Consider the following 12,405-nt stretch of genomic DNA (forward strand, 5'->3'; position numbering starts at 1 on the left):
AAAAGCAACTGTAATGCTAAGCCGAAGAGCGCCTCAGCCGCCGTGATGTCCGCTGTCGCTGGTAAACCGGACGCCGAGCTGAACTTGCCTCGACCGCAGCTTTTGACCCGAAGCCGAAGTCGGATTTGCCGATCGGCATCAATCTTTACCTGGCAGCCGCGCGTCCACAGCGCCAGCGGGGCCTGCCCGCACCGCTGGCGCCGTTCACTTAGGCGGCGCGAACGTAGCCGTAGCGCAGGTTCGAGGGTTGCTTCGCAGCTTGTGCGTACTCATTCTTGAGCGCCGCGAGGCGGTCCTCGGAAAAGGCGGGCATCCTGGTGTTATCGGCCGCCTTCAGCTTGATCTTGTAAAGCCTGGTGGCATTGCCCGCGAAGATCAGCTGCTTGGTTGCGCTGTTGGCGTCGCCGAGCGGCGCAAAGCCGTACTTCTTCTGCATGTCCTCGGGGATTTCGAGCCGGCGCAGCGCCTCGATCTGCCACTGCGGAGAGCCGTACCAGACCGAGTCGGTGCCCCACATCACGTGGTCGACCCCCATGCCCTTGATCAGCGTGCCAAGCAGCCCGGCGCAGAACTTCGGATGTGCCACCGCCGAGTTGGCAAAAGACGTGCCGAGCTCAGCATAGACATTGGTGACGCCGAACTTCTGCGGGATTTCCGCGAGATCCGAGGCCCACTGGATGCGGCCGGTCTGCTCGAACTCCGCCCACGCCTTGTCCGGCAGCTCGAGGAACGGCCGCAGCGCCGAGTGATAGATCACGAAGTTCATCTGCGGCCAATCCTTCGCAGCCTTTCCGATGTCCCACGCCGTTGCGTATTCCCACACGCCCGCGAACGATTTTTCGTAGTCGGGCGGCAGCAATCCCTTGTGGATGCACAGCGTATTGATGCCGGCCTTCACCGCTTTCTCGTAGAACGGATACATCACCTGTTCGTCGTCGAGCCGCCATGGGAACTTCGACGGCGCCAGCGGGTCACCGATCGTGTACGACTTCCAGGAATCCGGCTTATAGACCTCTATCGCCTTGTCGACCTCATCCATCCAGCCGGGTTGCTTGGGGGTGATGACGGAGTGCGCCAGCAGGCGCCGGGAGCCAGCGAAGTCGTTGATCAGCTCGCGCGCCTTGACGATCTGCTCGTTGGACAGGAGCCACCAGCTTGGGTCGTCGAACGGCGCGCCGCTCAGTAGCGCCATGTTGGTGTCGCTGTCGTAGTAGACCTCTTTCACGTAATTCTGGAACTTGTAGCGGGCGAGCGAGGAGACGCCTTCCTCCTTCATCTTCGGGTTCCAGTGCTGGCTCGCGAACTTGCCCAGGTCCAAGAGCTCCGCGTGGTTGAAGTCGTCGCGCACGAAATGGGTCTGGACATCGAAGATGAACTGCCCGGCGAGGCTTTGTGCGCGCGTCAGCATCAGCTCGGGCTCATGGGCCTCGGCGGGCGTGACCTGAAACACGTTGCCGTAGATGTCGTTCATGGCGAGGAAGGCCGCCGCCATGCCGCAGCTCGTGTGCAGGAACTGCCTGCGGCTCAAGCCGAGGTGCTTGCCGTTCACGTCGGCGAGCTCGTTGATCCGTGCTTCGACCTTCTTCTGGATGGCGCTCTGCGGGGGCGGGAGATACTCGCCGTTGGAAACAATCTGAGTCGGAATCGGCGTTGCCGCCGATGCCGCCTCTGCGCCCGCGACGAGACGCTGTTCTCGCTCACTAAGCCAGGTGCTCATTATTCTCCTCCCTTTTGTTGGCCATTGATAGTGCGGAACGGTGCGCGCATAAAGCTGCGCGCTTGACCACTCCCGACAAGTGTGGTGGACGCGATTAGGCGTACCCTCCTGTCCAGCTACGCATGAAGTCACTCAATCGCTTCGTCCTACGAGAGCTCAGACACACTCGAAAAACGACTTGCCGTGGTGGCGTATCACCGCTGAATTCAACGCTCAAACGTTCATTGGCGCAAGCGATGTAGTCCGACAGCCACACTGCCCAAACGCTGCACCACTACGACTGCCAGGTTTTGCCGGGATGAGCGCGTGGCGCTGACATGGGTTGTCGAACAAGGGCGTGATGTCGGATTCTGGCCCCTCAGCGAAGTAGCGGCGCCTCTCGTTGAGGTCCGCTCAGTGAGGCACGGCGGACGAGATTTGCTCAGGTTGTGTTCTTCGCATTTCGCGCCGTTGACGAAGGGCGGAGCGTCTCCGCTCCGCCCGAACAAGAGTTCGGCGTTAACCACAGCTAACGGTTTCAGTCTGAGCAACATCGCTTCGAAGTTTCTTAAATTTTGCCGGGTACCTCTTCCAGGCAATGGTGACCTGGGGAAAGATATGAGTAAGCGGGCCAAGCGTGGAAAGGCAGAGACGCTCGCACTGCCAATGGTCGCGAGAGTTGCAATTGGCGCCGTAGCCGTCGTCGGAGTGGCGTACAGTTTGCTGTCTCGCCCGGCGAGCGTGCAACCGACACGGAAGCCGTCCGCGCCCCAAGCCCAGGCGTCGTCAACTCCGGTTTATGTGGCAACTCCGGTTCATGCATCGGCGCCAGCTACGATTCCGGCCGCGGCGCCTCTGGTCGAACCGCCAAAAGCCGCTGATGGTCCCGGAGCATTCGTCCGGCAGGTGGTTGACTACGCCAGCCGCCAGACGCCGGGCACCGTGATCATCGATACCGGAAACACATTCCTTTATTTCGTTCTGAACGACAGGCAAGCAATGCGCTACGGTATCGGTGTCGGCCGCGAGGGTTTCACATGGTCCGGTGAGCAGGCCGTGGCCCGTAAAGCAGAATGGCCGGATTGGCATCCGCCTGCGGAGATGGTCTCGCGTCAGCCTTATTTGCCGCGGTTCATGGCGGGCGGTCCCGGCAACCCGCTCGGCGCTCGGGCGATGTATCTAGGCGAGACGGAATATCGAATTCACGGCACCAACAATCCCGATACGATCGGGAAGCGGGTCTCGTCCGGCTGTATCCGGCTGACCAATGACGACGTCGTGGACCTCTATGAGCGGGTGAAGATCGGAGCGAAGGTGATCGTGCTTCCGGCAACCGCTGCCCGTCGACCCTCCCCCGGAGCGCCGACCGACGCCGCTTTCCGATTGCCGGACCCGGTATCGCCGCCGAAGCGGCCCTCGGCGGCCAACGCGCAGATGCCGTCATCCGGACCGAAGATCGCCGAGGCTCAGTAACTCGGTCCTCCGTCCTCGGTCTGCGTCCCAATTCCGTCGGTCCCTATCGCTAGGGACAGACGCCGGCAGTGGAGTTCGCTAGTCTGTCCTGAAGCACACGAATCCAGGGGAGACGCGCTTGAGCACCGCGCCGCGCATCGACATCGACCCCACAACGTTCTGGGCCGATCCCTATCCGATGCTCGCGACAATGCGCAAGGAAGCGCCCATCGCTTTCGTGCCGCAGCTCGGCTCGACGCTGCTCACCTGCCGCGACGACATCTCGATGTCCGAGAAGCAGATCGACGTGTTCTCCTCGCACCAGCCCGCCGGCCTGATGAACCGCCTGATGGGCCACAACATGATGCGCAAGGACGGCGAGGCGCATCAGGTCGAGCGCCGCGCGATGTTTCCGACGGTGTCGCCGAAGACGGTGAAGGCGCACTGGACCGCGCAGTTCCAGGCCCATGCCGATCGCATCATCGCCGCGATCGAGCCGGGGCGGATCGATTTCATGCGCGACTTCGCGCTGCCGTTCTCCGGCGAATGCCTGAAGTCGATCACCGGCCTCACCAACATCGGCTTTGGGGACATGGATGCGTGGTCGCAAGGCATGATCGAGGGTATCGCCAATTACGGCGGCGATCCCGCCGTCGAGGCGCGCTGTCATGCGGCGACATCAGGCATCGATGCTGCGATCGACGACATGCTGCCGGTGATGCGCAAGAATCCAGACCAGAGCATCCTCGGCGTCCTCGTCGCCTCCGGCATGCCGATGGAGAGCGTGCGCGCCAACGTCAAGCTCGCGATCTCCGGCGGTCAGAACGAGCCGCGCAAGGCCATCGCCGGCACAATGTGGGCGCTGCTGAGCCATCCCGAGCAGCTCGATCTCGTGCGCAAGGGCGAAGTCTCCTGGCTTCAGGCTTTCGAGGAATACGCCCGCTGGATTTCGCCGATCGGCATGTCGCCGCGGCGCATCGCAAAGCCGTGGAGCATTCGTGACGTGTCGTTCGAAACCGACGAGCGCGTATTCCTGATGTTCGGCTCGGCCAATCGCGACGAGAAGCATTTTGAGCGCGCCGACCAGTTCGACGTGCGGCGCGATACCTCAAAGAGCGTCGCGTTTGGTGCCGGCCCGCATTTCTGCGCCGGCGCCTGGGCCTCGCGCGCCATGATCGCGGACGTCGCACTGCCCACCGTGTTTGCACGCGCAAAACAGCTCGAACTCGCCGACGACGAGCCCGTGCGGATCGGCGGCTGGGCGTTCCGCGGCTTGCTGAATCTGCCGGTTCGCTTGCACTAGTTCGTTCACGCTGCCGCGACTTGTCGTGGCTTCACATTCGCGTGCGGAAAAATTCCATCCTTATTCACTCCGCCGATTGAAAGATTAATCATGCGCGCCGCACGCGCGGCAGTGCGCGCATCGCTATTTTCCCAGGCGTCTCGACACCTCCGATAACCCGCACCATCATTCCCGAACGCGAATGAAGGACGGCCGCGCGCGGCCGGGAGTGTTGAATGCAGCGTCGGGACTTTCTCAAATTTTCCGCTGGAACGGCAGCTGCAGCTGCGTTTGCTGCGCGCGCCAGCGCGCAATCGGGCGTGAAGGAAATTCGTGTCGGCTATCAGAAGAACGGCGTGCTGGTCATCACGCGCCAGCAAGCCACCTTGGAAAAACATTTCACCCCGCAGGGCATCGAGGTGAAATGGGTCGAGTTCTCGTCGGGCCCGCCGATGATGGAGGCGATGAATGTCGGCGGCGTCGATTACGGCGCGGTCGGCGATTCCCCGCCGGTGTTTGCCCAGGCCGCGGGCGCCGCGATCGTCTATGCCGCCGGCCAGCCGATCACCAACGGCTCGGGCATCCTGGTGCCGAAGGATTCGCCGATCAGGTCGCTCTCCGAGCTGAAAGGCAAGCGCGTCGGCTTCACCAAGGGTTCCAGCGCCCATAATATTGTGGTGCTGACGCTGGAGAAGGCCGGGCTGACCTATGCGGACATCACCCCGGTCTATCTGACGCCGCCGGACGCCGGCCCTGCCTTCGCCAATGGCAGCATCGAGGCCTGGGCGATCTGGGATCCGTATTTTGCGATCGGCGAGACCAAGCAGAACGGCCGCATCCTGATCAATTCGCGCGAGGTCACCAAGACCAATTCCTTCTACATCGCCAACCGCGATTTCGCCAAAAACCACGGCGCCATCCTGCAACAGATCGTCGACGTCACCACAGCGACCGCAAAATGGGCCGAGCAGCATCGCGACGAGGTTGCGAAATCGCTGGCTGCGGTGACCGGCATCCCGCTCGATATCCAGACCATCGCCGCCAACCGCTCGAACTTCGTGGTCGGTCCCGTCACCGACGACATCATCGCAACCCAGCAGGGCGTCGCCGATCGCTTCTACAAGCTCGGCCTGATCCCGAAGCCGATCGTCATTCGCGACATCGTCTGGCACAGCACGGCGACCTGACCGTGCCGACCCGTCTTCCCATTCACAAGGGTTTGAACATGAGGCGTCTCATTCAGCGTCTGATCGCCGCCATTGTGCTGTCGATCGGCATCGTCGCCGCCGCGGTCGGCACGTCCTACGGCCAGGACAAGGTCGTTAGCATCGGCTACCAGAAATACGGCAAGCTGGTGCTCTTGAAGAGCAAGGGCACGCTGGAGCCGAAGCTCGCGGCCGACGGCTACAAGGTGGTGTGGACCGAATTTCCGTCCGGCCCGCCGCTGCTCGAAGCACTCAATGTCGGCGCGATCGATTTCGGCAATACCGGCGAAGCCCCGCCGATCTTCGCGCAGGCCGCCGGCGCGCCGATCCAGTATGTCGCCTATGAGCCACCGGCGCCGAAGGGCGAGGCGATCCTGGTGCCCAAAGACAGCCCACTGAAATCGGTCGCCGATCTCAGGGGTAAGAAGGTCGTGCTGAACAAGGGGTCCAACGTTCACTATCTCCTGGTCAAGGCGCTGGAGAAGGCGGGCGTCAAATACTCCGAGATCGAGCCGGTGTTCCTGGCTCCGGCCGATGCGCGCGCCGCCTTCGAGCGCGGCGCGGTGGACGCCTGGGTGATCTGGGATCCGTTCCAGGCCGCCGCGGAAGCAGCCACCGGCGCGCGCACGCTCGCTGACGGCAGCAACATCGTCGCGAACTACCAGTTCTATTTCTCCTCGAAGAAGTTCCTCGAAGCCAACCCGAACATCGTCGATGCCGTGCTGGCCGAGCTCAGCGCAGTCGACGATTGGGCAAAGGGCGACATCCATGCGGTGGCCGAGCAACTGGCGCCGTCGATCGGACTGCCGGTCCCCGTGGTCGAGGTCGCGCTGAAGCGGCAGTCCTACGGCATCAAGGTGATCACCGATGCCGTGATGGCCGACCAGCAGCAGGTTGCGGACGCGTTCCTGGCGCTGGGCCTGATCCCGAAAGCAATCAAGATTTCCGACGTGGCGCGGAGGCCAGGATCATGAGCAAGACCATCAGCAACAAGACCACGAGCAAGCAAGCCAACGCCAACATCCTCTGGTTCCTGCCGACCCACGGTGACGGCCGCTATCTCGGCACCGGCATCGGCGGCCGCGAGGTCAACTTCAACTATCTGCGCCAGATCGCTCAGGCCGCCGACCACCTCGGCTATTACGGCGTGCTGCTGCCGACCGGGCGATCTTGCGAGGATTCCTGGATCGTCGCCTCCAGCGTCGCCCCCTTCACTGAGCGGCTGCGCTATCTCGTGGCGGTCAGGCCCGGTCTGCAATCCCCGAGCGTTGCGGCGCGCATGACCGCGACGCTCGACCGGATCACAGGAGGCCGGCTCCTCGTCAACGTCGTCACCGGCGGCGATCCCGTCGAGAACAAGGGCGACGGCATTTTCCTCGGGCATGACGAGCGCTACGAAGTCACCCGGGAGTTCCTCAACGTCTATAGCGACCTGCTCGCCGGCAAGACCGTCAATGTCGAGGGCAAGCACATCCGCATCGAGGACGGCAAGCTGCTGTTTCACCCCGTGCAGTCGCCGCGCCCGCCGCTCTATTTCGGCGGTTCGTCAAATGCCGGCATCGACGTCGCCGTCGACGCGGTCGACAAATATCTCACCTGGGGCGAGCCGCCGGCGAAGGTTGCGGAAAAGATCGCGAACGTGAGGGAGGTCGCCAGCGCGCGCGGCCGCAGGCTCTCCTTTGGCATCCGGCTTCATGTGATCGTCCGCGAGACCAATGAAGAGGCCTGGCGCGCCGCCGATGAGCTGATCAAGCATGTCAGCGACGAGACCATCGCGACCGCGCAGAAGAATTTTGCGCGGATGGATTCAGTCGGCCAGCAGCGCATGGCGCAGCTCCATGGCGGCAAGCGCGACAAGCTCGAGATCGCCCCGAACCTGTGGGCCGGCGTCGGCCTCGTGCGCGGCGGCGCCGGCACGGCGCTGGTCGGCGACGCCCAGACGGTGGCGGCCCGCATCAAGGAGTATCAGGATATCGGCATCGATACTTTCATCATGTCGGGCTATCCGCATCTCGAGGAGGCCTATCGCTTCGCCGAACTGGTGTTCCCGCTGCTCTCGCTCGATCACGGCAGCAACGTGACGCGACTGCATCCCAACAACGGTCCGTTCGGCGAGACCGTCGGCAGCGATTTCCGTCCGCAGCACAAGGTGTCGCAATCATGAGCCTGATCGACAGCGTTTCGCTTCCGCGCAGCTTCCGCCTGCCGCACGTCGACGGCCTGGTCCAGTGGATCGTGCCGCTCGCCATCATCGCGATCTGGCAAGTGGCGAGCATTACCGGCTTGGTGCCAACGCGGGTGCTGCCGGCGCCGAGCGACGTCGGGCTCGCCGGCTGGAAGCTGCTGCTCTCCGGCGAGCTCGTGCGCAACATCTGGGTCTCGTTCTGGCGCGCCTCGACCGGCTTCCTGATCGGCGGCAGCATCGGCTTCGCATTCGGGCTGGCCAACGGCCTGTCGCAGCTCTCGGCCAGGCTCACCGACACCACGCTCCAGATGGTGCGCAACGTGCCGCATCTCGCGCTGATCCCGCTGGTCATCCTCTGGTTCGGCATCGACGAGAGCGCCAAGCTGTTCCTGGTAGCGCTTGGCGTGTTCTTCCCGATCTATCTCAACACGCTGCATGGCATCCGCACCGTCGATCCGCAGCTGATCGAGATGGGCCGGATCTACGGCATGAGCGACGGCGAATTGTTTCGCCGCGTGATCTTCCCGGGCGCGCTGCCCTCGATCTTCGTCGGCATCCGCTTCGCGCTCGGCATCATGTGGCTGACCCTGATCGTCGCCGAGACCATCGCGGCCTCGTCCGGCCTCGGCTACATGGCGATGCAGGCGCGCGAGTTCATGCTGATCGACGTCGTCGTGCTCTCGATCCTGATCTACGCCCTGCTCGGCAAGCTCGCCGACAGCGCGTCCCGCGTGCTGGAGCGGCTGACGCTGTCCTGGCACCCCGCCTTCCAGAAACGTTGAGAGTGACATGCAGACAGCCCTTCGGACGTCCCTTCCCGAAACCGAGCGCACCAGCCGCGCCAATTTCGCACCGACGGCCCGCGTGGTTCGCGAGGAGCGGCCGGCGCAGACCAGCGGCCTGCCGCTCAGCATCCGGGCTTTACGCAAATCCTACGGCGACAACGAGGTGCTGCGCGGCATCGACCTGCACATCCCCGCCGGCCAGTTCGTCGCCATCGTCGGCAAAAGCGGCTGCGGCAAGAGCACGCTGCTGCGCCTGATCGCAGGCCTCGAAGAGATTGACGCCGGCGGCGTCAGCTTCGGCGACGCGGTGAAGCCCGAGGACATTCGTGTGATGTTCCAGGAGCCGCGGCTGCTGCCCTGGGCCCGCGTTCTCTCCAATGTCGAGGTTGGCCTCGGGCGCGACCGTGTCTCGTCCGACGCGCATTCACGCGCGGAGAAGGCGCTGACCGAGGTCGGGCTCGCCGACAAGCGCGAGCAATGGCCCTCGTTGCTTTCGGGCGGACAGAAGCAGCGCGTCGCGCTCGCCCGCGCGCTGGTCTCGCGCCCGCGCGTGCTTGCCTTCGACGAGCCGCTCGGTGCACTGGATGCGTTGACCCGGATCTCGATGCAGCGGCTTCTGGAGCGCGTCTGGCGCGACCAGGGCTTCACCGCGATCCTGGTGACCCACGACGTCTCCGAGGCGGTCGCGCTGGCGGACCGGGTGCTGGTGATCGAAGACGGCCGCATCGCCCACGATGTTGCGGTTAACGCGGCCCGGCCGCGCAAGCGCGGCTCCGCCGAGCTGGCGAGCCTCGAAGGCTCGATCCTGAGCCACCTTTTGTCAGCGGACGATCGTACCTAAATAGAGAGGGACCCCACTCGGGGGAGTATGCCATGAATGTAGTCCCCCGCGATCTCATGACCGAAATCCCCGTCTCGTCCGCCGATTTCCGCGGCGCCATGCGCCACCTCACCGGCGGCGTCAGCGTCATCACCGCCGGGCGGGGCAAGGACATCACCGGCATGACGGTGACGTCGGTCACCTCGCTGTCGGTCGAGCCGCCGACGCTGCTGGTCAGCATCAACCGCGATGCCTCCTCATTCCCGCTGATCAGGCGCCACGGCGCCTTCGGCGTGAACATCCTCAACGCCGATCAGCTCGACATTGCCGAGCGCTTTGCCGGCAAGGGCGGGCTGAAGGGCGCCGATCGCTTTGCCGGCGCCAAATGGGTGACGGCTGTCTCGGGCGTTCCGCTGCTGGTCGGTGCATTGTCGGCGGTCGATTGCGAGGTCGAGGAGATCGTCGAGCGGCATTCGCACGGCATCGTCATCGGCCGCGTCAGGGACATCAGGAGTTCGAGCCGGACGGCCGCGCTGGCCTATTGGCACGGCCAGTATGTGGCGGTCGACCAGGACGAAGTTGCGGCAAAGCTCGCAGACGTCAGCGTGCCCGCGCGCGGCCGGCGCGGCATTTGATCGCCGCAAAACCATCGATACGCCGGCTGGCCTTTTCCCCGTCATCGCTCTAGAAGCGCAGCCTGAGCCTCCCGAACCGGGACGGCGGTGGAGCGCCATGATGAAACGGGTCGCGACCTGGGCCTTCTACGCCGTCGGCGCGCTCGCGATCGCCTATCTCGCACTCTACGCCTATGCGATGTTTCGCGGCCAGCCGATCATCCCCGGCGATCCCATTCACATCTTCCGCAAGCCCGACGCGCCGAACTATTCGTGAGATGTCCGAAATTTGCGCGGCTCTCTCAACGCGTCGTGGCCGGGCTTGTCCCGGCCATCCACGTGCTGCCGTGATGTCCGAAAGACGTGGATGCCCGGGTCAAGCCCGGGCATGACGACGGAGAGTGTGGCGACTAGATCTCGTAGGGTGGGCAAAGGCGCACTTGCGCCGTGCCCACCATCTTTCCGCGACCGCGAAAGAGCCGGTGGGCACGCTTCGCTTTGCCCACCCTACGAGATCACCCCCGCAAGATCGCCAGTGCCAGCGCCTGCGCGCGCGGCACGATGCTGTCGAGCTCGAGATATTCCTCCGGCGTATGCGCAAGCCCGCCCACGGGACCGAGGCCGCAGATGGTCGGCGTGCCGACCGCGGCGGTGAAGCCGGAATCGGCACAGCCGCCGGAGAACTCGCCCTGAAGGGTGGTGAGGCCGGCATGCTTTGCGGCCGCCTGATAAGTTTCGAACAGCGCCTTCGAGGCTTCGCTCTGCACCACCGGCACGAACTCGCCCTTGATCGTCAGCGTTGCGCTGGTGCCCGGCACGTAAGAGGTCGCGACGATGTTCTCGATCGCGGCCATCACCGTGGCGCGATCCGCCGGATCGATATAGCGCAGGTCGATCTGGCCTTCCGCATAGGGCGCCGTGGTGTTGACGGACTGTCCGCCCGCGACCAGGCCGACATTCAGCGTGATGCCTTTGGCAAGATCGGTCAGGCCGTGGATATGGACGATCTTGTGGGCGAGCTCGCCGATCGCACTGACGCCGGCGGCGAAATTGGCACCGGAATGCGCGGCTTTGCCGGTGATGGCCAGATGCATGAAGATGCCGCCCTTGCGGCCGGTGACGATGTTGCCGGTCGGGCGGCCCGGCTCGGAATTGAACACGGCGCGCGCGGCGCGTCCTTCACGCTCGATCACCGGGCGCGACGACGGCGAGCCGATCTCCTCGTCCGAGGTGATCAGCACCTTGATCGGATGCGGGCTGCCGCCGAACTTGTGGAAGGCGGTCGCCACGAACACGTTCATGACGAGGCCGGACTTCATGTCGGCGACGCCTGGGCCATAGGCGCGGTTGTCGCGAATCGTGAACGGACGGCGGGTGGCCTCGCCCTTGCCGAACACGGTGTCGCGATGCCCCATCAACAGCACCGGCTTCTCGTTGCTGCCGGGTTTTGCGACGTCCGCGTGAATCGCATCGCCAAAGCTGTCGTGATGTTCGCGCCGGAACGGAATGCCGTGCTCGGCAAAATGCCGCTCGAACCGCGCACCGACCGCATCGACGCCTTCCTTGTCATAGGACCCGGAATCGATGTTCACGACGGCGCGCAACAGATCGATCATCGCCTGCCGCTGCGCCGCCAGCCAGTCCGTGATTTGAGCTTCAGACATTGTCACCTCGCGTGATTTTCAGCACGCTTATAGGGCTTTGCGCACGCGCGACCTAGTCGCCGGATGCGGTGCGGCCATGTCGAGGTTGATACCGGGTAGGTGGGCGATCCAGTACGCCGCGGCTCCTCAGGGAATGTGGAGTCTCCAGTCCCGGCCCGCGCGAGCCTCCTAAGGATGGGGAAATGTCCTAGACGCCGTCCGCCCGCTCGCCCACGATCAGCGGGCCGATCTCGCGTTCCAGCACCTGCTGCACCAGATCGTAGGAATCGATGATCTCGCGGATCTGCGCCACCTGGCCGTTGCGGAAGGTGTAGAACACCGCCATGTCGACCTGAATGATGCGGTCGTTGCTGCGCTTCCTGAAGAACACGCGCAGATAGGCCGCGACCGTGTCGCCCTCGGCGACGATCTGCGGCACCTGGTAGCGGATTTCGGCGTAGCGCGCCTGCACGGTGCGCCAGAACTCGCCAAGCTCCTTCTTGCCGTGGCAGGGTCCCATGTGCGGCAGCACGTCGATCGGCGCGTGGGTGAGAAAGTCGACGTCGTCGCTGCAGCACGACAGCGCGGCCTCGAGATCGCTGCGCGCGATGGCGCCGAGTAGATGCAGCACGCGCTGGCGATTGAGCTTCTCGACCGTCATTCCAGCCCGTCCTTGTTGGCCGCGTGGCGTTTGCGCAAAGCTAACGCGCGGTCTCGCGCACC

12 protein-coding genes are annotated in these 12,405 nt (G+C 64.2%); 9 read left to right on the forward strand and 3 right to left on the reverse strand.

Annotated features, from left to right (window positions below):
- Nucleotides 1-208 precede the first annotated feature (208 nt).
- Entirely contained in the window at nucleotides 209-1,717 is a 1,509-nt protein-coding gene (locus FXV83_RS29710; protein WP_148743147.1) for an amidohydrolase family protein, read from the reverse strand.
- A 597-nt stretch (nucleotides 1,718-2,314) separates the two neighbouring features.
- Between FXV83_RS29710 and FXV83_RS29715 the strand changes: the two genes are divergently transcribed.
- The 9 genes from FXV83_RS29715 to FXV83_RS43135 all read left to right on the forward strand — a co-directional run bounded on the left by FXV83_RS29715 (nucleotide 2,315) and on the right by FXV83_RS43135 (nucleotide 10,316).
- Nucleotides 2,315-3,169 (forward strand): L,D-transpeptidase, encoded by an 855-nt coding sequence (locus FXV83_RS29715; RefSeq protein ID WP_148743176.1) that lies wholly within the window; start codon nucleotides 2,315-2,317, stop codon nucleotides 3,167-3,169.
- A gap of 118 nt (nucleotides 3,170-3,287) precedes the next feature.
- The gene (locus FXV83_RS29720) at nucleotides 3,288-4,451 is read left to right on the forward strand and encodes a cytochrome P450 (RefSeq protein WP_148743148.1); all 1,164 of its coding nucleotides are present in this window, start codon (nucleotides 3,288-3,290) and stop codon (nucleotides 4,449-4,451) included.
- Between the two features lie 215 nt (nucleotides 4,452-4,666).
- Entirely contained in the window at nucleotides 4,667-5,617 is a 951-nt protein-coding gene (locus FXV83_RS29725; protein WP_148743149.1) for a sulfonate ABC transporter substrate-binding protein, read from the forward strand.
- A gap of 38 nt (nucleotides 5,618-5,655) precedes the next feature.
- The gene (locus FXV83_RS29730; RefSeq protein ID WP_148743150.1) at nucleotides 5,656-6,609 is read left to right on the forward strand and encodes a sulfonate ABC transporter substrate-binding protein; all 954 of its coding nucleotides are present in this window, start codon (nucleotides 5,656-5,658) and stop codon (nucleotides 6,607-6,609) included.
- A complete protein-coding gene (gene ssuD, locus FXV83_RS29735; protein WP_148743151.1) occupies nucleotides 6,606-7,799 on the forward strand; it encodes an FMNH2-dependent alkanesulfonate monooxygenase in 1,194 nt (397 codons plus the stop codon). Before FXV83_RS29730 ends, ssuD begins: the two co-directional genes overlap by 4 nt.
- Nucleotides 7,796-8,602, forward strand: a complete 807-nt coding sequence (locus tag FXV83_RS29740; protein WP_148743152.1) for an ABC transporter permease subunit — start codon at nucleotides 7,796-7,798, stop codon at nucleotides 8,600-8,602. The genes ssuD and FXV83_RS29740 overlap by 4 nt, the downstream gene beginning before the upstream one ends.
- Nucleotides 8,603-8,609: 7 nt before the next feature.
- Nucleotides 8,610-9,446: an ATP-binding cassette domain-containing protein gene (locus FXV83_RS29745; RefSeq protein WP_148743153.1), complete on the forward strand. Its 837-nt coding sequence runs from the start codon at nucleotides 8,610-8,612 to the stop codon at nucleotides 9,444-9,446.
- A gap of 32 nt (nucleotides 9,447-9,478) precedes the next feature.
- Nucleotides 9,479-10,060, forward strand: coding sequence for a flavin reductase family protein (locus tag FXV83_RS29750; RefSeq protein ID WP_148743154.1), 582 nt, complete (start codon nucleotides 9,479-9,481; stop codon nucleotides 10,058-10,060).
- A gap of 100 nt (nucleotides 10,061-10,160) precedes the next feature.
- Complete coding sequence (locus FXV83_RS43135; RefSeq protein ID WP_187436257.1) at nucleotides 10,161-10,316, forward strand: hypothetical protein; 156 nt, start codon at nucleotides 10,161-10,163, stop codon at nucleotides 10,314-10,316.
- Nucleotides 10,317-10,554: 238 nt separating this feature from the next.
- Here FXV83_RS43135 and FXV83_RS29755 read toward each other — a convergent pair whose 3' ends face one another.
- Together FXV83_RS29755 and FXV83_RS29760 are read right to left on the reverse strand one after the other, a co-directional pair.
- Nucleotides 10,555-11,703 (reverse strand): M20 family metallopeptidase, encoded by a 1,149-nt coding sequence (locus tag FXV83_RS29755; protein ID WP_148743155.1) that lies wholly within the window; start codon nucleotides 11,701-11,703, stop codon nucleotides 10,555-10,557.
- A 187-nt stretch (nucleotides 11,704-11,890) separates the two neighbouring features.
- Nucleotides 11,891-12,343, reverse strand: coding sequence for a nuclear transport factor 2 family protein (locus FXV83_RS29760; protein WP_148743156.1), 453 nt, complete (start codon nucleotides 12,341-12,343; stop codon nucleotides 11,891-11,893).
- Nucleotides 12,344-12,405 lie beyond the last annotated feature (62 nt).

The sequence above is a fragment of the Bradyrhizobium hipponense genome (genome assembly GCF_008123965.1).
Lineage (GTDB): Bacteria > Pseudomonadota > Alphaproteobacteria > Rhizobiales > Xanthobacteraceae > Bradyrhizobium > Bradyrhizobium hipponense.